15 protein-coding genes are annotated in these 26,988 nt (G+C 36.3%); 7 read left to right on the top strand and 8 right to left on the bottom strand.

What is annotated here, in order from left to right:
- Positions 1 to 45: 45 nt before the first annotated feature.
- The 3 genes from G3A47_RS18780 to G3A47_RS18770 all read left to right on the top strand — a co-directional run bounded on the left by G3A47_RS18780 (position 46) and on the right by G3A47_RS18770 (position 10,941).
- Complete coding sequence (locus tag G3A47_RS18780) at positions 46 to 7,935, top strand: gliding motility-associated C-terminal domain-containing protein (RefSeq protein ID WP_208328376.1); 7,890 nt, start codon at positions 46 to 48, stop codon at positions 7,933 to 7,935.
- Positions 7,936 to 8,074: 139 nt separating this feature from the next.
- Entirely contained in the window at positions 8,075 to 8,992 is a 918-nt protein-coding gene (locus G3A47_RS18775; RefSeq protein WP_166925161.1) for a PorP/SprF family type IX secretion system membrane protein, read from the top strand.
- Positions 8,993 to 9,006: 14 nt separating this feature from the next.
- Complete coding sequence (locus tag G3A47_RS18770) at positions 9,007 to 10,941, top strand: OmpA family protein (RefSeq protein ID WP_166925160.1); 1,935 nt, start codon at positions 9,007 to 9,009, stop codon at positions 10,939 to 10,941.
- Positions 10,942 to 11,206: 265 nt separating this feature from the next.
- Here G3A47_RS18770 and G3A47_RS18765 read toward each other — a convergent pair whose 3' ends face one another.
- Both G3A47_RS18765 and G3A47_RS18760 read right to left on the bottom strand, forming a co-directional pair.
- A complete protein-coding gene (locus G3A47_RS18765; RefSeq protein WP_166925158.1) occupies positions 11,207 to 12,409 on the bottom strand; it encodes a hypothetical protein in 1,203 nt (400 codons plus the stop codon).
- Positions 12,410 to 12,890: 481 nt separating this feature from the next.
- A complete protein-coding gene (locus G3A47_RS18760) occupies positions 12,891 to 13,751 on the bottom strand; it encodes a response regulator transcription factor (protein WP_166925157.1) in 861 nt (286 codons plus the stop codon).
- Positions 13,752 to 13,942: 191 nt separating this feature from the next.
- Here G3A47_RS18760 and G3A47_RS18755 point away from each other — a divergent pair, with 191 nt between their 5' ends.
- The 3 genes from G3A47_RS18755 (at position 13,943) to avs2 (ending at position 21,309) form a co-directional block, all read left to right on the top strand.
- On the top strand, positions 13,943 to 15,091 hold the full coding sequence (locus G3A47_RS18755; protein ID WP_208328375.1) for an endonuclease/exonuclease/phosphatase family protein: 1,149 nt from the start codon (positions 13,943 to 13,945) through the stop codon (positions 15,089 to 15,091).
- A 354-nt stretch (positions 15,092 to 15,445) separates the two neighbouring features.
- Complete coding sequence (locus G3A47_RS18750; RefSeq protein WP_166925155.1) at positions 15,446 to 16,870, top strand: amino acid permease; 1,425 nt, start codon at positions 15,446 to 15,448, stop codon at positions 16,868 to 16,870.
- A gap of 191 nt (positions 16,871 to 17,061) precedes the next feature.
- Positions 17,062 to 21,309 (top strand): AVAST type 2 anti-phage system protein Avs2, encoded by a 4,248-nt coding sequence (avs2, locus tag G3A47_RS18745; protein ID WP_166925154.1) that lies wholly within the window; start codon positions 17,062 to 17,064, stop codon positions 21,307 to 21,309.
- A 165-nt stretch (positions 21,310 to 21,474) separates the two neighbouring features.
- On the opposite strand, the gene G3A47_RS18740 is transcribed toward avs2, so the two are convergent.
- Complete coding sequence (locus tag G3A47_RS18740; protein ID WP_166925152.1) at positions 21,475 to 21,882, bottom strand: helix-turn-helix transcriptional regulator; 408 nt, start codon at positions 21,880 to 21,882, stop codon at positions 21,475 to 21,477.
- A gap of 271 nt (positions 21,883 to 22,153) precedes the next feature.
- Here G3A47_RS18740 and G3A47_RS18735 point away from each other — a divergent pair, with 271 nt between their 5' ends.
- Complete coding sequence (locus G3A47_RS18735; RefSeq protein ID WP_166925151.1) at positions 22,154 to 22,714, top strand: hypothetical protein; 561 nt, start codon at positions 22,154 to 22,156, stop codon at positions 22,712 to 22,714.
- 184 nt (positions 22,715 to 22,898) lie between these two features.
- Here G3A47_RS18735 and G3A47_RS18730 read toward each other — a convergent pair whose 3' ends face one another.
- From G3A47_RS18730 to G3A47_RS18710, 5 genes are all read right to left on the bottom strand, one after another.
- The gene (locus G3A47_RS18730; RefSeq protein WP_166925150.1) at positions 22,899 to 23,477 is read right to left on the bottom strand and encodes a DUF4833 domain-containing protein; all 579 of its coding nucleotides are present in this window, start codon (positions 23,475 to 23,477) and stop codon (positions 22,899 to 22,901) included.
- A gap of 126 nt (positions 23,478 to 23,603) precedes the next feature.
- Positions 23,604 to 24,020 (bottom strand): GtrA family protein, encoded by a 417-nt coding sequence (locus tag G3A47_RS18725; RefSeq protein ID WP_166925148.1) that lies wholly within the window; start codon positions 24,018 to 24,020, stop codon positions 23,604 to 23,606.
- Position 24,021: 1 nt separating this feature from the next.
- On the bottom strand, positions 24,022 to 24,708 hold the full coding sequence (locus G3A47_RS18720) for a CDP-alcohol phosphatidyltransferase family protein (RefSeq protein ID WP_166925147.1): 687 nt from the start codon (positions 24,706 to 24,708) through the stop codon (positions 24,022 to 24,024).
- 154 nt (positions 24,709 to 24,862) lie between these two features.
- Positions 24,863 to 25,669, bottom strand: coding sequence for a phytanoyl-CoA dioxygenase family protein (locus G3A47_RS18715; protein ID WP_166925146.1), 807 nt, complete (start codon positions 25,667 to 25,669; stop codon positions 24,863 to 24,865).
- Positions 25,670 to 25,897: 228 nt separating this feature from the next.
- Positions 25,898 to 26,686 carry an SDR family NAD(P)-dependent oxidoreductase gene (locus G3A47_RS18710; protein WP_166925144.1) on the bottom strand — a complete coding sequence of 263 codons (789 nt, stop codon included), beginning with the start codon at positions 26,684 to 26,686 and terminating at the stop codon, positions 25,898 to 25,900.
- Positions 26,687 to 26,988 lie beyond the last annotated feature (302 nt).

The following is a 26,988-nucleotide window of genomic DNA, read 5'->3' as shown; positions in this document are numbered from 1 at the left end:
CCAACTCCTGCGACACCTACAATAAGTTCTACTGTACCAACTTGTTTGGCAGCAGGAACCAGTACCATCAGCAATTATAGCGCAGTTAATACTTATACTTTCACACCAACAGGACCTACAGTTGGAGGATCAGGACTCGTATCTGGGATGACAATCGGTACTTCTTATACTGTAACCGCATCTAATGGAGGTTGTATCTCTGGAGTTTCTGCTTCTTTTAGTAATTCTGATATACTGCCAACTCCTGCGACACCTACAATCAGCGCAACTATACCGACTTGTTTGGCAACAGGAACCAGCACCATTAGCAATTATAGCGCAGTTAATACTTATACTTTCACGCCAACAGGGCCTACAGTGGGTGGATCAGGACTCGTATCCGGGATGACAATCGGTACTTCTTATACCGTGACTGCATCTAATGGAGGTTGTATCTCAGGAGTTTCTACTTCTTTTAGTAATTCCGATATACTGCCAACTCCTGCGACACCTACAATCAGCGCAACTGTACCGACTTGTTTGGCAGCAGGAACAAGCACCATTAGCAATTATAGCGCAGCGAATACTTATACTTTCACCCCAACAGGACCTACAGTGGGTGGATCAGGGCTGATATCAAACATGACAATCGGTACTTCTTATACTGTGACAGCATCTAATGGAGGTTGTATCTCTGGAGTTTCTGCTTCTTTTAGCAATTCCGATATATTGTCAACTCCTGCGACACCTACAATCAGCGCAACTGTACCGACTTGTCTGGCAGCAGGAACAAGCACCATTAGCAATTATAGCGCAGCGAATACTTATACTTTCACGCCAACAGGACCTACAGTGGGTGGATCTGGACTGATATCCGGGATGACAATCGGTACTTCTTATACTGTGACCGCATCTAATAGAGGTTGTATCTCTGGAGTTTCTGCTTCTTTTAGTAATTCTGATATACTGCCAACTCCTGCGACACCTACAATCAGTTCTACTGTACCAACTTGTTTGGCAGCAGGAACTAGCACCATTAGCAATTATAGCGCCGTTAATACTTATACTTTCACGCCAACAGGACCTACAGTTGGAGGATCAGGACTAATAGCAAACATGACAATCGGTACTTCTTATACTGTGACTGCATCTAATGGAGGTTGTATCTCCGGAGTTTCTGCTTCTTTTAGCAATTCTGATATACTGCCAACTCCTGCGACACCTACAATCAGTTCTACTGTACCAACTTGTTTGGCAGCAGGAACAAGCACCATTAGCAATTATAGCGCAGCGAATACTTATACTTTCACGCCAACAGGGCCTACAGTGGGTGGATCTGGATTAATCACTGGGATGACAATTGGTACTTCTTATACTGTGACAGCATCTAATGGAGGTTGCATTTCAGGAGTTTCTGCTTCTTTTAGCAATTCCGATATATTGCCAACTCCTGCGACACCAACTATAAGTTCTACTGTACCAACTTGTTTGGCGGCAGGAACAAGCACCATTAGCAATTACAGCGCAGCGAATACTTATACTTTCACGCCAACAGGGCCTACAGTTGGAGGATCAGGACTCGTATCTGGGATGACAATCGGTACTTCTTACACCGTAACCGCATCTAATGGAGGTTGTATCTCTGGAGTTTCTGCTTCTTTTAGTAATTCTGATATATTACCAACTCCTGCGACACCAACTATAAGTTCTACTGTACCGACTTGTTTGGCAGCAGGAACAAGCACCATTAACAATTACAGCGCAGCGAATACTTATACTTTCACACCAACAGGACCTACAGTTGGAGGATCAGGACTCGTATCTGGGATGACAATTGGTACTTCTTATACCGTAACTGCATCCAATGGAGGCTGTATCTCAGGAGTTTCTGCTTCTTTTAGCAATTCTGATATACTGCCAACTCCTGCGACACCAACTATAAGTTCTACTGTACCGACTTGTTTGGCAGCAGGAACCAGCACCATTAGCAATTACAGCGCAGCCAATACTTATACTTTCACACCAACAGGACCTACAGTGGGTGGATCAGGACTAATCTCTGGGATGACAATCGGTACTTCTTACACTGTAACCGCATCTAATGGAGGTTGTATCTCTGGAGTTTCTGCTTCTTTTAGCAATTCTGATATACTGCCAACTCCTGCGACGCCTACAATAAGTTCTACTGTACCAACTTGTTTGGCGGCAGGAACTAGCACCATTAGCAATTACAGCGCCGTTAATACATATACTTTCACACCAACAGGACCTACAGTAGGTGGATCTGGACTGATATCCGGGATGACAATCGGTACTTCTTACACCGTAACCGCATCTAATGGAGGTTGTATTTCTGGAGTTTCTGCTTCTTTTAGCAATTCTGATATACTGCCAACTCCTGCGACACCTACAATCAGTTCTACTGTACCAACTTGTTTGGCGGCAGGAACAAGTACAATCAGCAATTACAGCGCCGTTAATACATATGTCTTTACTCCAACAGGGCCTACAGTTGGAGGATCAGGACTGATATCCGGGATGACAATTGGTACTTCTTACACCGTAACCGCATCTAATGGAGGTTGTATCTCAGGAGTTTCTACTTCTTTTAGCAATTCCGATATATTGCCAACTCCTGCGACACCTACAATCAGCGCAACTGTACCGACTTGTTTGGCGGCAGGAACAAGCACCATTAGCAATTACAGCGCAGTTAATACTTATACTTTCACCCCAACAGGACCAACAGTGGGTGGATCAGGACTGATATCCGGGATGACAATTGGTACTTCTTATACTGTGACCGCATCTAATGGAGGTTGTATCTCCGGAGTTTCTACTTCTTTTAGCAATTCCGATATATTGCCAACTCCTGCGACACCTACAATCAGCGCAACTGTACCGACTTGTTTGGCGGCAGGAACAAGCACCATTAGCAATTACAGCGCAGTTAATACTTATACTTTCACCCCAACAGGGCCTACAGTTGGAGGATCAGGACTCGTATCTGGGATGACAATCGGTACTTCTTATACCGTGACTGCATCTAATGGAGGTTGTATCTCTGGAGTTTCTGCTTCTTTTAGCAATTCTGATATACTGCCAACTCCTGCGACACCAACTATAAGTTCTACTGTACCGACTTGTTTGGCAGCAGGAACCAGTACCATCAGCAATTATAGCGCAGTTAATACTTATACTTTCACGCCAACAGGACCTACAGTTGGAGGATCAGGACTAATAGCAAACATGACAATCGGTACTTCTTATACCGTGACTGCATCTAATGGAGGTTGTATCTCTGGAGCTTCTGCTTCTTTTAGCAATTCTGATATACTGCCAACTCCTGCGACGCCTACAATCAGCGCAACTGTACCAACTTGTTTGGCGGCAGGAACCAGTACCATTAGCAATTATAGCGCAGCGAATACTTATACTTTCACGCCAACAGGACCTACAGTTGGAGGATCAGGACTAATAGCAAACATGACAATTGGTACTTCTTATACTGTGACAGCATCTAATGGAGGTTGTATCTCTGGAGTTTCTGCTTCTTTTAGTAATTCTGATATACTGCCAACTCCTGCGACACCAACTATAAGTTCTACTGTACCGACTTGTTTGGCAGCAGGAACCAGTACTATCAGCAATTATAGCGCAGTTAATACTTATACTTTCACGCCAACAGGGCCTACAGTTGGAGGATCAGGACTAATATCCGGGATGACAATTGGTACTTCTTACACCGTAACCGCATCCAATGGAGGTTGTATCTCTGGAGTTTCTGCTTCTTTTAGCAATTCTGATATACTGCCAACTCCTGCGACACCTACAATCAGTTCTACTGTACCAACTTGTTTGGCAGCAGGAACCAGTACCATTAGCAATTATAGCGCCGTTAATACTTATACTTTCACACCAACAGGGCCTACAGTTGGAGGATCAGGACTCGTATCTGGGATGACAATCGGTACTTCTTACACCGTAACCGCATCCAATGGAGGTTGCATTTCAGGAGTTTCTACTTCTTTTAGCAATTCTGATATACTGCCAACTCCTGCGACGCCAACTATAAGTTCTACTGTACCGACTTGTTTGGCAGCAGGAACAAGCACCATTAGCAATTACAGCGCAGTTAATACTTATACTTTCAGGCCAACAGGGCCTACAGTGGGCGGCTCAGGACTAATAGCAAACATGACAATTGGTACTTCTTATACTGTGACCGCATCTAATGGAGGTTGTATCTCTGGAGTTTCTGCTTCTTTTAGCAATTCTGATATACTGCCAACTCCTGCGACACCAACTATAAGTTCTACTGTACCAACTTGTTTGGCAGCAGGAACCAGTACCATTAGCAATTACAGCGCAGTTAATACTTATACTTTCACCCCAACAGGGCCTACAGTTGGAGGATCAGGACTCGTATCTGGGATGACAATCGGTACTTCTTATACCGTGACTGCATCTAATGGAGGTTGTATCTCTGGAGTTTCTGCTTCTTTTAGCAATTCTGATATACTGCCAACTCCTGCGACACCAACTATAAGTTCTACTGTACCGACTTGTTTGGCAGCAGGAACCAGTACCATCAGCAATTACAGCGCAGTTAATACTTATACTTTCACACCAACAGGACCTACAGTTGGAGGATCTGGACTGATATCCGGGATGACAATCGGTACTTCTTATACCGTGACTGCATCTAATGGAGGTTGTATCTCAGGAGCTTCTGCTTCTTTTAGCAATTCTGATATACTGCCAACTCCTGCGACACCAACAATAAGTTCTACTGTACCAACTTGTTTGGCAACAGGAACTAGTACCATCAGCAATTATAGCGCAGTTAATACTTATACTTTCACGCCAACAGGACCTACAGTGGGTGCATCTGGACTGATATCCGGGATGACAATCGGTACTTCTTACACCGTAACCGCATCCAATGGAGGTTGCATTTCAGGAGTTTCTGCTTCTTTTAGCAATTCTGATATATTACCAACTCCTGCGACACCTACAATCAGCGCAACTGTACCAACTTGTTTGGCGGCAGGAACTAGTACCATTGGCAATTACAGCGCCGTTAATACTTATACTTTCACACCAACAGGGCCTACAGTTGGAGGATCAGGACTAATATCCGGGATGACAATTGGTACTTCTTACACCGTAACCGCATCCAATGGAGGTTGTATCTCCGGAGTTTCTGCTTCTTTTAGCAATTCCGATATATTGCCAACTCCTGCGACACCAACTATAAGTTCTACTGTACCGACTTGTTTGGCGGCAGGAACCAGTACCATTAGCAATTACAGCGCAGCGAATACTTATACTTTCACGCCAACAGGACCTACAGTGGGTGCATCTGGACTGATATCCGGGATGACAATCGGTACTTCTTACACCGTAACCGCATCCAATGGAGGTTGTATCTCTGGAGTTTCTGCTTCTTTTAGCAATTCCGATATATTACCAACTCCTGCGACACCTACAATCAGCGCAACTGTACCGACTTGTTTGGCGGCAGGAACTAGTACCATCAGCAATTACAGCGCAGCGAATACTTATACTTTCACACCAACAGGGCCTACAGTTGGAGGATCAGGACTAATAGCAAACATGACAATTGGTACTTCTTATACTGTGACAGCATCTAATGGAGGTTGCATTTCAGGAGTTTCTGCTTCTTTTAGCAATTCCGATATATTGCCAACTCCTGCGACACCAACTATAAGTTCTACTGTACCAACTTGTTTGGCGGCAGGAACTAGTACCATCAGCAATTACAGCGCAGTTAATACATATGTCTTTACTCCAACAGGGCCTACAATAGGCGCATCAGGACTGATATCCGGGATAACAATCGGTACTTCTTACACCGTAACCGCATCTAATGGAGGTTGTATCTCCGGAGTTTCTACTTCTTTTAGTAATTCTGATATATTACCAACTCCTGCGACACCAACTATAAGTTCTACTGTACCGACTTGTTTGGCGGCAGGAACTAGTACCATCAGCAATTACAGCGCAGCGAATACATATGTCTTTACTCCAACAGGGCCTACAGTTGGAGGATCAGGACTCGTATCTGGGATGACAATCGGTACTTCTTATACTGTGACCGCATCTAATGGAGGTTGTATCTCCGGAATTTCTGCTTCTTTTAGCAATTCTGATATATTACCAACTCCTGCGACACCAACTATAAGTTCTACTGTACCAACTTGTTTGGCGGCAGGAACTAGTACCATCAGCAATTACAGCGCAGCGAATACTTATACTTTCACGCCAACAGGACCTACAGTGGGTGCATCTGGACTGATATCCGGGATGACAATCGGTACTTCTTACACCGTAACCGCATCTAATGGAGGTTGCATTTCAGGAGTTTCTGCTTCTTTTAGCAATTCCGATATATTGCCAACTCCTGCGACACCAACTATAAGTTCTACTGTACCAACTTGTTTGGCGGCAGGAACTAGTACCATCAGCAATTACAGCGCAGCGAATACATATGTCTTTACTCCAACAGGGCCTACAGTTGGAGGATCAGGACTCGTATCTGGGATGACAATCGGTACTTCTTACACCGTAACCGCATCCAATGGAGGTTGCATTTCAGGAGTTTCTACTTCTTTTAGCAATTCCGATATATTGCCAACTCCTGCGACACCAACTATAAGTTCTACTGTACCAACTTGTTTGGCGGCAGGAACTAGTACCATCAGCAATTACAGCGCAGCGAATACTTATACTTTCACACCAACAGGGCCTACAGTTGGAGGATCAGGACTAATAGCAAACATGACAATTGGTACTTCTTACACCGTAACCGCATCTAATGGAGGTTGCATTTCAGGAGTTTCTGCTTCTTTTAGCAATTCCGATATATTGCCAACTCCTGCGACACCAACTATAAGTTCTACTGTACCAACTTGTTTGGCAGCAGGAACCAGTACTATCAGCAATTATAGCGCAGTTAATACTTATACTTTCACCCCAACAGGGCCTACAGTTGGAGGATCAGGACTGATATCCGGGATGACAATTGGTACTTCTTACACCGTAACCGCATCTAATGGAGGTTGTATCTCAGGAGTTTCTGCTTCTTTTAGCAATTCTGATATACTGCCAACTCCTGCGACACCTACAATAAGTTCTACTGTACCAACTTGTTTGGCAGCAGGAACAAGCACCATTAGCAATTATAGCGCCGTTAATACTTATACTTTCACCCCAACAGGGCCTACAGTTGGAGGATCAGGACTGATATCCGGGATGACAATTGGTACTTCTTATACTGTGACCGCATCTAATGGAGGTTGTATTTCTGGAATTTCTGCTTCTTTTAGCAATTCTGATATACTAGTTAGTCCTGGAGCGCCAATAGCTGCCATTCCTGTTCAACCACAGTGCCCTTTAACCACAGGAAGTGTTGTGTTAAGCAATTTACCATTAGGAAGTTGGACTATTAATCCGGGAGGAATACAAGGTAATACAGCAACAGCTCAAGTTACAGGCTTAAATCCAGGCACGTACAACTTTACAGTTACCAATGAAGATGGTTGTATCTCATTGCCTACAACAGATGTTATTATCATTAACACTGTGTGTTCTGAATGTTCTGAAACTAATCCGATAAAAGTATTCAATGCGGTATCCCCAGGAATCATAGATGGAATAAATGATTTCTTCTTTGTCAAAGCTTTAGATGATTTCGACTGCTACCCAAACAATACGGTTCAGATTTACAATCGCTGGGGTGTATTAGTTTTTGAACGCAATCAGTATACAAATGATATGGATAAAGGATTTGTTGGAATGTCTGAAGGACGAACAACAGTTAACCGAAACGAAAAATTACCTGAAGGGACCTATTACTATATAATCAATTACACAGACAAAAAAACAAACGCTTATAGTTTAACAGGTTTCCTCGAATTGAAGTGGAATTAAGATGTAAATAAAATAGATTCTTCCATGCTTCTTGTCTTCGATAGAGATTACTTAAAAAGTATGAATTAATATGTTTTACACTTAAATAAAATCGTTGAGATGTTACACAGCCTTAAATGAAAGATAAAAAAAACTTCACATGAAAACAAGAATTATAGTATTAGTAAATATGTTTATATCCGTTATAACATATGCGCAGAATAGAGAGCAATTCACTCAATATATGTACAACACAGCACTTGTTAATCCTGCTTATGCAGGTTCCAGGCCAGCAATAAACTTTTTTGGATTGCATAGAAATCAGTGGATTGGACTTGAAGGAGCACCAGTAACAAATTCATTTTCTGTAAATGCTCCAATCACAGGGAGTAATATAGGTCTGGGATTGTCAGTAGTAAATGATAAAATTGGAGTTTCGGAAGAAAATGATATTTCTCTTGATTTTTCTTTTACTATTCCAGCTGGTGACAATTACAAATTAGCCTTTGGTCTTAAAGGAACCATCAATATGCTGAATGCTGATTTCACCAAACTTACGCAACAATCCGGAGATCCTGTTTTTCAGAATAATATTAACAATAGGGTTTCTCCAAACGTAGGTTTGGGATTTTATCTGTATTCTGATAAAGGCTATTTAGGATTATCAGCTCCCTATCTTATAAAAACCGATCATTATGTACAGGGAACATCCACAAGTAAAATTGTTACGTCAAAAATTAACTACTTGCTTATCGCAGGTTATGTATTTGAGATCAGCTCAGATGTAGATTTTAAGCCTTCTTTATTAACTAAGTATGTACCGGGAGCACCGTTACAGGTCGATATATCAACCAATTTCCTGGTCAATGAAAAATTTGCTGCTGGTTTATCTTACCGATGGAGCGCAGCTTTGAGTGCCATGGTTGGTTTTCAAATCAATAAATCCTGGTTTATAGGTTACAGTTATGATTTTGACACTACATCATTAGGGAATTACAATTCCGGATCTCATGAAATCTTTCTGCGTTACGAGTTATTTACCAGATACAACAGAATAATATCACCTAGATTCTTCTAAATCCAGTACAAACTATGAAAGCAAAAATCCTCCTATGCAGTATCTTTTTCAGCATTTTGACTTCACAAAGTTATGCGCAAAAAAACAGAGTAGAAGCAGCTGATAAAAAGTATGAACGATACGATTATATTGACGCCATCGCGACCTATGAGCATGTTGCCAAAAAAGGGTATAAAGATGAAAAGATGTTTCAGAAACTGGCCAATGCCTACTACTTTAATGCTGAATTTGACAAGGCCGAAAAATGGTACAAGGAACTTTTCGTAATGAATCAGGAACAAGAACCGGAATATTATTACCGCTATGCACAGACTCTAAAATCGATAGGGGACTATCAAAAAGCTGATAAACTGATGGAGGAGTTCAACAAAAAATCCGGCAATGATCAAAGAGCAAAGCTATATACGGAGCAAAAAAACTACCTCAATGAAATCAAAGCCAATTCCCGACGTTATGATGTAGCTGACGCAGGAATCAACTCAGAGTATTCAGATTATGGAAGTTCATTTTTAAATAACAAATTGATATTTGCATCAGCAAGAGATACTACCGGAGCCTTCAAAAAGGTATTTAAATGGACGAATCAATCCTATACCAATCTATACAGTTCAGAAATAAGCCCAACTGGTCAAATGGGAAAACCGGAACGTTTGAGTACCGTCATTAACTCCAGATTTCACGAATCGACGCCGGTCTTTACCAGAGACGGTCAAACCATGTATTTTACAAGAAATAATTATTCTAATGGAAAAAAAGGAAAAGATTCTAAAAATTCAACTTTACTAAAACTCTACAAAGCAGTATTGCAGGAAGGGAAGTGGGGCAATGTAACCGAATTGCCTTTTAACAGCAACGAGTATAGCATTGCGCATCCGGCATTGAGTATAGACGAAAAAACGCTTTATTTTGCTTCAGACATGCCTGGCACATTGGGGCAATCTGATTTATTCAGTGTTAAAATTAATGATGACGGAAGCTTTGGAAATCCAATAAACTTAGGAGCGATTATCAATACTGAAGGCCGGGAAACCTTCCCATCCATATCCGCTGATAATGAGCTTTACTTTGCCAGTGATGGCAGACCGGGACTAGGAGGGTTAGATATATTTGTTTCTAAAATAAGAAGTGATGGCCGTTTTGAAGAAGTAAAAAATATCGGAGAGCCCATAAATGGGCCACAGGACGATTTCGCTTTTTTAATAGACACTAAAACTAAGAGCGGTTTTTTTACTTCAAATCGAAATGGCGGCAAGGGATACGATGACATCTACCGCTTTAAAGAAATAAGTATATGTGAACAAGAATTATCTGGAATAATCAGTGATTTGGAGACAGGGGCACCGTTGAACACTTCGAAAGTAAGCTTGTTTAACGAACATTTTGAGTTGATAAAAGAAACAATTACTAATATAAAGGGAGTCTATGTTTTTGAAATAGACTGCGGAAAAACCTATTATGTAAGAGCCGAAAAAGCAGAATACGAAACCAAAGAAGGCAAAATTACTTCGGAGAACACTACAGGAAAATCAAACTTACCTTTACAGTTAGAACAACGCATAAAACATATCGGAAAAGGAACTGACTTAGCAAAAACCTTAAACATTCCGATCATTTACTTTGATTTAGATAAATCAGTTATCCGTGAAGATGCGGCTTTTCAATTAGAGAAAATATTAGCAGTAATGCAACAAAATCCAAAAATAAAAATTGATATACGCTCACATACAGATAGTAGACAAACTCATTTATATAATGAAAAATTATCCGACAGAAGAGCTAAATCCACTATGGCATGGCTTGTAAAAAACGGCATAGCTGCAAGTAGATTAACCGCAAAAGGTTATGGAGAAACAAAGTTAGTGAATCATTGTTCTGATGGTGTAATATGTAGCGAAAGTGAGCATCAAGCCAACAGACGAAGCGAATTTATAATTATTAGTATGGAATAATTTAATAAATCAATCCCTGTTTTAAAAAAGTTAGGACGAAAAGTTAAATAGATTTATTTGCTTTATAAAGTTATAAAATCTAAAACTGATAAGCCCAAACTCAAATTCGACAAACCTTGTCAATGCAGGTCTTTTTTAAGTTCTTCCATTAATTTAGCAAAATTAAACTCTTTTTTAGCTGACAAAAACAGATCAATGAAATAAACATAGAAGTAAAAAAAGCTAAAACTTTCGTTTTAGCTTTTTTTTAAGAGTAATCTCGATTTTACTTTCTACGCTTCTTCTGCAATCTCTCCGGATAAAAAACAAGCTGAATCAAATTATACTCCAATTGTTTGAAACTAAAATTTTGCCCATCGACATCAAATTCTGAAAGCGGATACCATCTGAGACTGGTTCTTAAAATTAAGGCTTCATCCGTTTTCCCGGGAACAATATCCCAACCAACGGTTAGACCCGGTTCTAACTTTCCTTTATATTTGATAGTACTAGTTAAGTCATCCGTTTTTAGTTTGTAGCTAAGTTTATCATACGCAAGGTTAACTCCAATATAGGGCGCAAAACCATTATAATCTGTTATGAATTTATTTACTTCTAATGCTAAAGAAGTTTTTTGGATAGTTTGTTCCGTGCCATATCCTTTGGTTTGAAACTTCGGATTTCGGAATGAAAGTGCTGTAAACAGATTGGCTTTATTAAAATGATATCCTACAGCAATATCAAAATAATTTTTAGAAACTAGTCTGTCTTTTAAATAGGGGAGATTCATCTTATTGTAATCTGATTTACTTAGCGAAAAAGACAAAGAAGGACCAACACCTATAAAAAAGTCACCTGTCCTGGTTGCGTGGTCGGATAATCTACTTACAGTAGGATAACTATTCCATTTATCAATGTTTTCTTTTGCAGTATCTTTTGAGGAATCAAAAGAATACAGTAAACCTAAAGAAGCGCTGATTGGTGGAGTTTTAATTTTTGCTTTTTGGACTTTGTCTAAAGGGTATTCCCACTGATTATCGGCATTGTAAAGCACTGCAAAGCGTAATCCGAAGTTTTTATAGTTATATAACAGACCGGTTTCAAGGTTTAAAAGAAAATCTTTTGCCAATTTAGTGCTACTTTCATCAGAATCGATACTTTGTTTAAACTCTAATGATTCCCAACCAATGCCTATAAAAGGTCTTAATTTTCCTTCCTCTATTGCCCAGGGATATATTCTTGCTCCGGTAACAACGGATTGCTCCAGTTTATAGGTGTCTTTTGGTTTTTCCTTCAGATAGAACTGGTTGAGCGGAAAAGTCACATAAAATTCGGCATGACCCCAAAAATGGAATCCTCCCCAGGTAAGATATTGATTAATAGTCGCAGCATGATCAAACGTTACAATTGTATTATCCTGATTTTTTTTCCCTTTAAACGGACTTACATAAGTACCACCAACCTCAAAATAAGTCTTTGCGAAATTCAATCGCTGTCTGTTAGTCTTTGCTGGAATGGAATCTTGAGCTAATATCTTTGAAGTGTACGATATTAGTAAACTGAGTAGAATTTTTTTAAACATACTTTTGCTTTTATCTTTAATTGTTCCCGACAAAAGTATTGACCTGAAAACACAGAAGAAATCAGCAATTGGTATGAAAAATAAGCGATTTTAAATTTCATACAAAAGTATGAGCCTTGATTATTAACAGAATACGATTTTAATGAGCCCGTATTGTAAAAATTATATTTAACACATAGAAACATAGATTTCGCTTCTTAAAAAGTTTTCACGCAGATTTAGCAGATTGTTTTTATCTGTACACAAAACAAATATCGGCTTAATCTGCAAAATCTGCGTGAAAAAGACTTTGCTTTGTGCTAATACTTTACTGGCTTTGCAATCAAAACAAGCAAAAATCCTTGTGATCTATGTGTTAAAAAACAAATGCACCAAACAGGTTTGATTATTAATAAAAAACAATTTTCATGAGCTCGTATTTGCTTTTTATATTGCATTTTCGGTAGATATTACTCGTATGCGTTTTTACAGTTGGGATAGAGATAAACAATTGCTCTGAAATAGACTGATAACTCAATCCCTGTGATAATAATTGTGCCACTTCCGTTTCACGATCACTAAGTCCATAACCGGTTAGATTCTGTTCCAAATTTCCTGTATTATTCTTTAAAATGGATAAGCGATTAACATCATCAATTATTTTATTAATTGCAATAATTGAAAACAATAGAGGAAGCAGGAAACCTATTGAAGGATCCGGGCAAGAGACACAAAATTTAAACTGCAAAATTAAATAAAGAGGCACGGTCACTAACAATACTATTGCAAACAAGCGATCAGAGTCTGTTTTTGGATTCAGTTTAATTTTTGGTTCAGAGGTTCTGGTGATAAGCATTGAAACCAGGATAGAAAAGATCAGATAACCTACAGCAAGCCACTCAGCATATTTTGTTATATGAAAAAATGAAACAACATTAACAATGAAAAGTATAGCTATCCCCAATCCCAAACAGAGCTCTTTAACAATATTGCGAAGTTTATGCTGACGCTCTTTTAAAGTATTTAAAAGTGTGGTAGTACCCACTATAACCATAGCCGAAATCGTAAAGAGATTGGAAAAAAAACCGTGCCCCGACCTTTTTAATAATGGAGAAACTGATATCGAAATAATGAGAAGTAACAAAGAGATAATAAGAGCGAGAGTCTCCTGTGTTTCCATATTACGTTTGTAACAAATAAAAGCAAACGTTAAGGAAATACTTAGGGTAGTATAGGCTATAATGAATAAAATGATTTCTAATTCAAACATGGCTTGTTAGTAGTAAATTAATATTATTTCTCAAAAATGGGTATGTAATTAGACCAAAAATACAGAACAAGATCATATATAACTAATTAAAATTCAATTAAATAACACTATTCAAAATAGGTAGAAACACTTATAATTAGTTGCTTTTTTTTCTGTAAACTTGTTATAGTCTAACTTTTAAATAACTGGTTATGAGATATTATGCTATTAAAAATGACATACCGGAAAGCAGACGAAAGTTTGTTGTAGACAACCTAATTACGCTGAAAAATGATTTAGGCACAAAAACCCCTCCGAAAAAAACAGACAAAAACCTGCTGATTGCCACCTGGAATATTAGAGATTTTGATTCGAACAAATTCGGATACGGGTACAGATTAGATGAATCGTACTTTTATATCGCTCAGATTCTATCTTCTTTTGATCTTATAGCGGTTCAGGAAGTCAATAAAAATCTGGCGGGACTGAGTCGACTAATGTACGTGTTAGGTGAGGAGTGGGACTATATCTGCACAGATGTCACAGAAGGACCGAGTGGGAACGGGGAGCGAATGACCTTTATTTATGATACAAGAAGGGTTAGTTTTAAAAAAATTGCCGGAGAGATTGTGCTTCCAAAGACGAGTCAAATTCAGGGAGATGTACAGTTTGCACGGTCGCCATTTTTAGTTTCGTTTCAGTCGGGTTGGAGCAAATTCAGTTTATGTACGGTTCATATTTATTATGGTGCCGATAGCGGAGCCCAGTTAGAAAGGAGAAAAAATGAAATTGCAGCCATAGCTAAGTTTCTAAAAAAACGTGCAGATTCTGATTTAGAGAACTTAATTGTTTTGGGGGATTTTAATATAATAGACCGCCAGCACGAAACCATGCAAGCCCTTGAAAAAAATGGTTTTGAAATTCCCGCAGTACTTAAACAAAAGCCCGAAAGCGAAACAGCAACAAATGTTTCAAAAACCAAGCATTACGACCAGATTGGAATTCGTTCAAAGGGTAAAAACTTTTTACTGGGGGATGAAGCAAACAGCGCAGGTGCTTACGATTACTATGAACATGTATTTAGTAATTCTGATTTCAGTTCCTATGAGAGCATAATTACTGCCTATTTACAAAAACAGATTGCAGAATTATCACAGGATATGGCATTAGAAACCAGCGATGAAAAAAGAAATGACTATCAGAAACAAATTACTATCCTGCAAAAGACCCTAGCAACACAAGATAACCTGAAAAAATACTATGACGATTGGAGGACTTTCCAGATGTCAGACCATCTTCCAATGTGGGCAGAACTAATGATCGATCACAGCGAATTGTACCTCAAAGGCTTATCAATGTAATTGGCAGTTACCAATTGCAATTGACAAACAACTCCCTTGCCTATTCGTGATAAGAAGACAAAGTTTTTCACGCAGATTTAGCAGATCAAGCAGATAATTTTATAAAAAAACACAACAAGAATATCAGCTTAATCTGCTAAATCTGCGTGAAAAAGACCTTTCTTTTGCGGTTAAACAAACGCATAAAACAGCTTTAAATCATTCTGTAAATTGACAATCCAACTTTTAAAACTTAATTTTTTATACTTGACTCTTACAGCTGCGACAGAATGATACTTTGTAAGATTCCTTTTTTAACTTATCTTCGCTCATTATACATTTCTAAATACATCTAACTCTTTTAAAATCGAATCTGTGAAAAAAAATCATGATGCTGTAGAAGACAATCAGCTTAAACGTGGACTAACTAACCGTCACATTCAGTTAATTGCCTTAGGCGGATCTATAGGAACTGGTCTTTTCCTCGGCATTGGTCCAGCGGCCGTATTAGCAGGACCTTCTGTTATTTTAGGTTATGCTATCGCCGGAATTATCGCTTTTTTTATTATGAGACAACTTGGCGAAATGGTGGTTGAAGAACCCGTTTCAGGAAGTTTTAGCTATTTTGCCTATAAGTATTGTGGTCCATTTGCAGGTTTTGCATCAGGTTGGAATTATTGGATTTTGTATATTTTAGTCAGCATGGCCGAACTTACAGCCATTGGAGTTTATGTACAGTTTTGGTGGCCTGAAATTCCGCTTTGGGCATCCAGTTTATTTTTCTTTCTGGTTATTAATGCTTTAAATTTTGCCTCAGTAAAAGTCTACGGAGAAACCGAATTTTGGTTTTCAATCATAAAAGTGGTTGCCATTATCGCCATGATTCTTTTCGGTACTTATCTATTGGTAAGTGGAACAGGAGGAGAGCACGCTACGATTCATAATTTATATAACGATGGAGGTTTCTTTCCAAAAGGTTTCTTTGAAAAAACGGCTACTGGCAGCTACCAAGGTTTATTATCTGCAATGGCACTAATTATGTTCTCCTTTGGTGGTTTAGAACTCATTGGAATTACCGCTGCAGAAGCAGAAAATCCGGAAAAAAACATTCCAAAAGCAACCAATCAGGTTATTTACAGAATCCTTATATTTTATGTGGGTGCCTTAGTCATTTTATTTGCTTTATCGCCTTGGCAGCAAATTACTACAGACAGCAGCCCGTTTGTAATGGTTTTCCAGAATTTAAACGGAATGGAATTTGAGCTCTTTGGTCACAAAATATTTTTCACAAGCCTTATAGCCAATGTACTTAATTTAATTGTATTAACCGCCGCTTTATCCGTATACAATAGCAGTGTGTACAGCAACTCACGCATGTTGTTTGGTTTAGCAGATCAGGGTAGTGCCCCTAAGTTTTTAAAGAAACTGAACAAACAATCAGTACCCGTTAATGCCATTTTAATTTCTTCCTGTTTTGCCGCTATCTGTATTTTAATAAATAAAGTAATTCCCGAAGAAGCTTTTAGTATTCTAATGTCTTTGGTAGTGTCTTGCTTAATTATTAACTGGGTCATGATTTCGTATACACATCTACAATTTAGACGTGCAAAAGACAGGGAAAACACAAAAACTAAGTTTGCCTCTATATTTTATCCGGTTAGCAATTACATCTGTTTCGTATTTTTATTGGGTATTTTAGCCATCATGTGGATTACTAATATGAAGATATCTGTGGAGTTAATTCCTATTTGGCTTGGGATTCTTTTTGGGTTTTATAGAGTTTTTAAAACGAAAAATTAGATAGGTTTTACTGTATTATTTTATAACAAAGATATTGCCTTGTATCCATAGAGCATCAATAGAAAATTAAGAGGAACTATCGGTTGTTGTTGATTTGTTAATAAAATCGCTAGGAGAATCCACTTAAGGAAAGTTTTTTTTAACCCTTAAACACTAAATTGATTTAAACATTTAAAATAAAAATAACATACATGGAACCAATTACTTCAATTACGATTGCAAGTTATGTCAGTCTAAAATTTCTTGACCAGTTCACAAAAGAAGAAGGATATGGGAGAATCAAGAACTTTCTTTTCCCAAAAAGGAAATATAAGAATCAATTAATAAAAATTATTCTTGAAACTATAAAGGAATTCCACCAGCATTATCCAGAAAGAAATGACCGTTCTAAATTTTACTTTTTTCAGTCTCAAATTATATTTGAAGAGTTGAATAAATATCTTTTGTTTGCAAAACAAACCATTAATTATGAAGATTTGCTTTGTAGGTTTCAAGAAAATCATAGCATAATAGTTCCTACTAATGAAGAATTGGAATTCTTTTACGACAGATTTACTTCCAAAATAAAAGAAGACAAAAAACTGAAGTCTTTGTTTTTTGATGAAAACTACAAAGCCAAAATATTTAAGATTACTGAAAAGTTAAATGATATTGAAGTAAAAGTTGATGATATTCTCGAAAAAGTCACGGTCTTAAAATCCTCATTGAGTTTTATTCCAGATGAAGCTTGGTTCAAAAATCAGTGCGAAAAATCAATCCTAGTTTTAGGAAAACGATATACTCCCAAGCTTAATTTCATTCTTGAAGTGTCAAGAATTTTTGATGCACTTGGTCGCACTTCTAATTTTAAAAAATCTATAGCTGATAACGTCGATGAATTGTTAATTAAAGGACGAAAAGTATTAAAAAAGAAAGAGGAAGTAAAAGCCGAGATTGAATTATTAGAACAGAAGTTTGATGAAATTTATCAGCTATTCTCTACAATAGATTTAGAAAATAATGAAAAAATTGCATTTACTGATTTTATAATCATTTTGGATTCAATTGAAGAAATTACGCATAAATTAAAACAATATTATAATCATGAAGAGCATAAACTGCAAAAGGAAAAAAATGATTTTTCGCATTATCATAAATATGGAACGGAGCTGAGAAATCTTAGAGATTTTGAAAGCAATATTTATAATTTTAGAGATTTCATTGAGGATGGTTTATGTGAAACAGCTAATAATCCATATTTAATTTTAGAAGGCGAGGCAGGGATTGGGAAATCTCATATGCTAGGAGATATAGTGACTAAAAGGATTAAAAATAATTACGAAAGTGTCTTCCTTCTAGGACAACAATTTACAACAGAGGACAACCAATGGAGTCAAATTTTTAACTGGTTGCAGATAAAAAACACAACCTCAGAAGAATTTTTAAACATTATTAATGACAGAGCAAAAAAAACAAAAAAAAGAATTATAATTTTTATTGATGCAGTTAATGAAGGAAGAGGAAAATACATTTGGCCAGAGAATATAAAGAGCTTTATTTCTGAAGTAAAAAAATATGAATACTTAGGTTTGGTTCTAAGCGTGCGCTCTTCTTATAAGGATTTAATATTCCCAAAAGAAAGCATAAAAGAATTAGAACTCATCGAGAATAAGCTCCATGGATTTAGAAATGATGCATATGATGCTTGTAAATTGTTTTTTTCTAATTATAAAATCCAACTTCCTAATATACCACTCTTACATCCAGAGTTTCATAATCCATTATTCCTAAAACTTTTTTGTGAAGGTATATCTAAATCTGGTCAGAATAAAATACCTGATGGGGTTCAAGGGATTAGCTCAATAATTAATTTTTTCATAAAGAATGTGAACGCTGTATTGGCAGATTCTAAAAGATTTGACTACTCAACCGGTATTAATTTAGTTGATAGATGCGTAGAAGCTGTTGTACGTTACAAATTAGATAATGAATTACGATATGTCAATTATGAAAAAGCAATAGAAATTGTTGAAGATATTGTTTCAAAGTTTGTTACGAAAAAAGGTACTTTTTTGGATGAATTAATTTCGGAAGGAATCTTTGCTAAAAATCTTTTCTGGATTGACAAAGATACTTATGAAGAAGGTATTTATTTGGCTTATGAAAGGTTTGAAGATCATCTAACATGCAAATATTTATTGAACACAGATTTAGATTTGGAAGCTGAATTTAAAGAAGGTGGAAGTTTCTATAAATATATTGAAGACGAAGATGCTTTATATTTTAATAAAGGTTTAATCGATGCGTTTTCTATTCAGATTCCTGAAAAAATTAACCGAGAATTTTATGAGTTAATTCCTCATTTAACAAATGAATACACAATAGCTGATTCATTTGTAGAAAGTCTTCTTTGGCGAAAACATGAAACTATAAATGAAAATTCAGCGGGTTACATCAATGAAGTTGTGTTTTCTTACGATGAGACTCATGATTTATTTTGGGAAACAACTATCTCGATAACCTCGGTTCCAGAACATTTTTATAACGCATATTCACTGAATAATCATTTATCAGGCCTCAGCATGGCAAATCGAGATGCATCATGGACTAGGATATTAAAAGATAAATTTAAAGACGACTCTTCTTTTAAAAGACTTATTGACTGGGCGTGGAATCAAGAGGAGAAACTTCATATCTCCGATGAGTCAATTAAATTAACAAGTATTACGTTAGCTTGGTTTCATACGTCTACAAACAGAGAATTAAGAGACAGTTCTACAAAAGCATTAATTAATTTGCTTCAAAACAGAATAGATGTATTAATTGAGGTCTTAAAAATTTTTGAGAAAGTTAATGATCCATCAGTGTATGAGAGACTTTTTGCCGTTGCTTACGGATGTAGTTTAAGAACTAGGCAGATTGAAAAACTTACGGATTTAAGTGAGTATATATACGAGACAATATTCAATAAAAAAGATGAAGTTTATCCACATATCTTATTACGTGATTACGCAAGAGGAGTCATTGAATATACTTATTCTTTAAAGATGAATTTATCTTTCGATATTATGGATGTTAAACCTCCCTATAAAAGTAATTTTCCAGAAACAATTTTATCAAATGAAGAATTAGATGAACTGTATAAATTTGATTACGAAAGTCCTAATTTCAAAAAAATATATTGGTCCCAGAATGAGATTTTAAGTTCTATGACAACCGAATATGGAAGAGGGACTGGTGGTTATGGCGATTTTGGGAGATACACTTTTCAGAGCGCTTTAAGAACTTGGGACGTGAATCCAAATGACCTTAGTAATATTGCAGTCGAATGGATCTTTAAAAAGTACGGTTATGATGTTGATAAACATGGCGGATATGATAACAATCTAGAATATAATGGAAGAAAAGCCGCCACTATAGAAAGAATTGGTAAAAAATATCAATGGCTTGCTTTATATGAAATCTTAGCGAGAGTGTCTGATAATTTTAAGAAATTCGAAAGGTGGGCCAATGACGAAAAGGAAGAACCATATCAAGGTCCTTGGAATCCTTATGTAAGAGATATAGATCCTACAATTTTAATAAAAGCGACAGCAACTTACCAAGAAGACGAAAAAAAAGAATATTGGTGGACAAGTAAAGATGAATTTAACTGGGATTGTTCTTTTGAGGATTGGATAAAGAAAACCGATAATCTACCAGTTATTGAAAACTTAATCAGTTTAAATGATACTGACGGTAATGAATGGCTTGTTTTAGAAGGTCATCCTGAATGGGCAGAAGAAAAAAAAATCGGACAAGAAAAATGGGATAACCAACATAAAAGAATGTGGTGTCAAATTAGAAGCTATATTTTAGAAGAAAAGGATTTTGAAAACTTTACGAGCTGGTCAATGAATCAAGATTTTACAGGAAGATGGATGCCCGAGAACAGAGAAAAGTATGAAGTTTTTAATCGGGAATATTATTGGTCACAAGCTTATAAAGACATTTGTTTTGAAGATAATGATGATTATAAGAGAGATATACATGACAGAAAGACGGGCAAATTAGTTTCTGAAGTAGTTATACCAGTAGAAACGTACATGTGGGAGGAAGAATTTGATAAATCTAAAGAAGAAACAATCACTTTTATGAAGCCAAGTGTCGGAATTTTTGAAGGAATGGGACTACAGTACTCTAATAAAGAAGGTGAATTTCTTGATTCAAATGGTGATCTAATTTGTTTTGATACAAGCGTTAATAACAACTCTAGAGCTATTTTTTTAATTAAAAAAGAGCCATTTTTAAAGTATCTTGAGGAAAATAATTTAAGAATTGCTTGGACAATTCTGGGTGAAAAACAAGTTATTGGGGGTAGCACTTTTGGAAAAGAATATCTAGGGATGTTAGAGTTTAGTGGAGCTTATTATATTAAAGAAAATGAGCTATTTGGAAACCTTAAAACTAAACAGCGTTAATATATAAAAGCTAAAGAAGAAGCTTTAGTTTTTTAAGATTTACTCGCTCGCTGAAGATTTTTTGTAAAAAGATGTGCGATAGCTCTTGACTTCACACTAAAAGTGCTTTTAAAACAAAAAAGAGACTTTCGAGTCTCTTTTTTGTTTTAATATATCTTTAGACTATTACTTACTAATAATCTTCTCAAGCCTCACTATCATCTCATCTTTCTCTTTCAACATCCTTTCATATAAAGCAATCTTCTCTTCATGAAGTTGTATCAATTTATCGATTGGATTAACATTAAATGTTGCACTATTACCAGTATTCAAGAAAGCTCCGTTATCAAAAGTATTAGAAATAATATTTATTGCCTGCTCTTCATCAAAATTCTGAAAAGCTTCAACAGGAATTTTCAATACTGCTGAAATTTGTTTCAGCAAACGCTCTTCAATTACATCTTTCTGCTCCAGCATAGAAATTTTCTTCTGATTCCAGTCTTCGCCCAGATCATAAGCCAATGCTTCTTGCTTTATGTTAAGCATTTCTCTAAAACGTTTTACGTTTCTTCCCTGATGTATTTTCTGTTCCATAATGAGTGTCAATTTTCTAAAGGCTCAAAGATAAAGCTATTCGGATTAAAAATCCTGAGTTTCAAAGATAGAAAAATATCTGCTATTAAAATTCCAATTTTTCAAAATTCCAAATTCCAATGGTTAACTTATCTCTTTTTGTTTAATCCTCAACTTTTACTCTTGATCCCATTTCTTTTATCTTTTTTGTAAGATAATATATCTTTTTTTCAGAATAGATTATCCTTTTGAAAAGATGGAATTTAGCCGAAATATTTTAAATCTATTTATTATGAAAAAGAATAAAACATCCTTCGAAACCAGCTTTTGGGCGGGGTACGAGGCAAAGAATCCATTTAAGGTAATTAATGCCTTTTTTGACTTTGCCCATCTTGATGATTACAAACAGAATTTAAACGAGGCGGTGCTGTACTGCTATAAAACAAAAGTCTACAAACAGGACAATCCTTCTGATGTTTTTATTTTGTATACTGTTGTCCGCTCTTTGCTCAAAGCGTGTTACTGCCTGCAAGAGAAAAGTAAAAAATGGAAGATAAAAGAGTCTTTACACTCCGAAACAGCTTTTGAACTCACTTCCCTGACAAAGGAAGAATACAATAATCCGTTTAGTGTATTCCAAAAAGCATTTAATGAAAAAACGCTTGAAGAATTTGATTTTTTTCTTTGTCAGGTGCTTGAACTTTCATTGTCTCCCCATCCCGGAGATCCCGATCCTGATTTTGCGACGCCCTATATGCATTTAATCAAAATGCTCGATGCCACAGAACTTCTAAGAGAAAGGGGAGTTGAGAAAATCAAAAAAAGCAAACTGATTGATGCTGTGATGGAATAAAATATCCGGTATATACGATAACATCAAATTTTTACGCAAATCTTCTACGCTAACAATGAAACTTTTTCACGCAGATTTAGCAGATTTATTCAGATTGTTTTTATCAAAATAACAAAACAAAATATCAGCTTAATCTGCTAAATCTGCGTGAAAAAGACTTTGCGAGCAAATATCAACGCTTATTTTATTTCATTACGATTCTTTCCGTAATTGTTTTATTTGAAGAAGTATCTATTCCGGTCACTTCAGCATACTTTACATTGGGTAACCAAAAAGAGCCTCCCTCAATGCGCACAAATATTTTTTCGAGCTCTATTTTTTTCTGATTTACATTTACAAAAACATGATATTTCTGATCTGAATCTATCTTTTTCAAGGTTAGGGATAACTTTTTATAGGATACAAATTGAAGTTCAAATTCCTCATTATTTAAGGCTTTGCTTTCTATTCCGTAGGCAAATTTGCGTTGTACATAATTAAAATCTTTTTTCTCTCCCTTCTCAGCATATCGAATCCAATAGGCTTTTATAGGATTGCTTTTGTCTATTTTTCCATTTTCCTGGTAGTTTATGGCATAAACAGCAGTATTTGTATTGGGATCTCGCTGAATGTAAAACACCATATTATCAATATTTTTAGGCGTTGGAAAATTTAATGGCGATGGATTTTTGTGTTGTGCCAATAGATTTTCAGAAAATATAGCTACTAAGATCGTTATAACGATTAGTGATTTTCTAAAATTTTTAAATGATAATTTATTCATAATAAGATATTTATACAGCCCGTTGGGTGTAATTATTTTTTAACATGTAGAAACATAGTTTTGAAATCGAAAAAAGGCGTTTCATTTATTTAGATCCCAGGTCTAGGATACATTAATTTGATTTGATTATATTCTTTTTTCTTTTGCCTTAAAAACCCAATATTTAATCAACGGATAATTAAATCCATAAGAAACAAAACTATCCGTGATTAACCTTCCGATTCTATAATCGATTTGAAATATTTTTTGCAAAATAAGCGTACCGAATGATTTTAAGGAAATACTTCCCAATACAACCAACGCAAATTTAAAAAGCTGACTATTGATGCGGCTGTTATAACCACATTGACTTTTAAAAACCCAAAATCTATTGATACTGAAATTGATAATCGCACCAACGGTTCCGGAGATTAGAATAGAAAAGGTAAAATGCAATTTGACTACTTCCGTTAATAAAATCATTAAACCATAATCTGTAAGACCGCCTAAAAATGCCGCAACTTGTGCCTGTAGAAAAGTCAGAATAGATTTTTTCCTGAACATATCAGACTTGGTTTTTGTCTTTTAAATCACCCAACCTTAAAAGTTTTACGCTATCAATAGTATTGATTATAAATAAGACAATAGAGATTAAGCCGGACAAATAGGTAATAGATCCAATAAATAAAACTTCTATGATTAAAATGAAAGCAATAATAAACCTAAGTTCTGTTGGACCAACAAAACCGGAATCTATGCGGTATTCATTTGTGATTTTGTAACGCAACTGGCTGATGATGATAGACCAGCCATACAATGCAACAAAAGCAAAGGCTACTATTTGCGTACCATTTTTAGCATAAATGTAATAGACAAAACCTATAAGTACAATACCAATCCAATCGGCAATAATATCGAGTACAAAACCATACCAACGACGTGGAATATTTCTATAATACGCCAATCTTCCATCTAAAGAGTCGCCTAGCCAGTTTACCACCAATCCGATAATACCCAAAAGCAAATACCAATTGGCAAAATAAGTCCCCAAAACAAAAGCTGAAAAAATTAATCCGGAACCAAACGTCCCCATTAAAGTGAGCACGTTTGGCGAAATGAATTCAGGCACTTTTGGAAGCAAAAATACAATCGTTGACTGTTCTGCTCTTTTTAAAATATTAGTTCGCTTACGGTCAGAAAATGTTCTTTGTGTAATTACACTATACGTTTCAATTTGAATTTCTTTCCCCATTAATTGCCCAATATTTGTAAGCCTGACAGTATAGCCAATTCTACTTTTCTACCTTTTAGTTTTACTTTTCTTTGTGTATTTCTTAAAAAATAAGAGACACTTTTTAGCTTACCTGATCTAACCAGATAACTAAACGCGAGGATAAACAGCATAATTATTTAACAATACCGGCAAAACGTTGATAGAAAACCGTTGGACTGTTCTCATTTTTGGGAGCATATTTTCCCGCTATAATCGGAACATAAATAACTCTTCTTCTGCTTTCTTCGCCAATAATAGAAGATTCTGCGACTCTGTGCCACAAACGGCCATCGTGAATGGTCAAATCTCCGGCTTCCGGAATGATGGAAACTTCCTCCGGATCAGGTTTATTGTCTAAAAAGTACTTTTTGCGGAAAAGCATTTGGTAAACACTTTGTTTGTGTGTACCCGGAATGATTTTAAGACCGCCATTTTCGGGTTTTAAAGTACTTAAATGGATCCCCACATTTAACATCGGGTTTAATTTTGCGCCATAAAAAATATCTCTCAAACCATCTGTATGCCAGCCCATTTTAGTAAACTTACTTTCCGGTCCGTTGATATAATGATTAAAAACCATTCCGTCTTTTTCTTCGGTTCCTAATCTCGCGCCATCGCCGGCCAGTTGCAACAAACTATTAAATCTTGGATCAAGTAAAAGACCACTCAGGGTTTGATGATGTTGATTGATAAAGGCAAAACGCTGTACAATAGGAGAGCCATCTAAATCTTTTCCGTATTTAATTGGAACACCGTTTACTTTTTTAAGATCATTGTCAATCCAGTTTTGTTGTACTTGTTTTGAAGCATCAATGATTGAGGAAACAGTTTCCGGATTTATAAATTTTTTGAAATGGATAAAGCCATATTGGTTAAAAAAATCAATTTGCTCATCAGTTAATTGCTCAGTAAGGGTAAAAGTTTTATAAGAAGATACCATGATAAATATATTTAATAAATGAAAAAATAGTGTTTGTAATTTTATCTAAAAGATTAGCAACAGCAACAGCAGCAACAACACATTCGCATATTTGCGTGCATTTGATCTTTAGGAAAATTAAACATTTTTCTTTTATTATACATATTCTATCGAATTAGTAGATATTAAAGCGAAGATAATATAATTTCTTTATTGCAAAGAATATTTTTAATTTATTTTCAAAAAAAATTAAATCTTGTAAATCCCGACTGCCGTTTTTTCTATAAATGCCTTTGGTAGTATACGATTAGCATAAACCGAAATAATATTTGTAAAACCCGGAATAACTTCTGATTTTTTGTTAAACATGGCTTTTACAGCAATTTTTGCCACTTCGTCAGGTTGCATATTAAACTTTTCAGCCATTTTACTAAAAGCATTTAAACCGGCTCTTGCAGCAAAACCGGTATCAACCGGCCCCGGACTAAAACAAGTTACCGAAATTGAAGTTTGGGCGAGTTCGAAACGTAAGGCTCGCGTAAATGATAAAACAAAAGCCTTTGTAGCCGAATAAACAGCTAGGGTAGGTACAGCCTGGTAAGCAGCCGTACTCGATATATTTAAAATGTAGGCTTGTTTTTCTTGTGAAAGTACAGGTATTAATAAATGTGAAAGCTCTACAACAACATTCATATTAAGTTGCATCATCCCAAGCTGATCGGTTAGAGAAGATTGACTAAAATCGCCCCACAGGCCATAACCAGCATTGTTAACCAAAATACCAAGCGGATAATTATTCGTTTTTACCCAATTAGCTACTTTTAATGACGCACCATCTAGCGAAAGATCAAGCGATAAAATAGCAGTATTGATACCGTATTTAACTGTAAGATCATCAGATAACTCTTTTAATTCCTTGTCAGTTCTTGCAACAAGCAATAGTGAATAACCCTGTTTAGCCAATTCATAAGCAATAGATTTACCAATTCCCTTGCTGGCACCGGTTATTAAGGCATACGGTTTCGTTTTTTCGCTCATTTTAGTATTTTACGCATCAAATATAGAGATTAATTGTACTTGAACATCATTTAAACAACAAATCTGACCCGTTTTAATGTCCCTTGTCTAAATCTCAACATCGATTTTCTTTGGGAAGGCCCCACAAAGACTCACAAAGAAAGCGCAGAGATTCGCAAAGATTTAGAGTTGGCTCCGTGCTTCTTTGTGTTTTCTTTGTGAATCTTTGTGAAATAATACACGTAATCCGAGATAATTAATTCATTTGCTAACGAAAAATGAAGATATAGCTAAGAACGCATTTTTTACAACACACAGACGCA

The sequence above is a fragment of the Flavobacterium poyangense genome (genome assembly GCF_011751075.1).
Taxonomy (GTDB): Bacteria; Bacteroidota; Bacteroidia; order Flavobacteriales; family Flavobacteriaceae; genus Flavobacterium; species Flavobacterium poyangense.
This window is presented reverse-complemented; position numbering and strand designations above follow the sequence as displayed.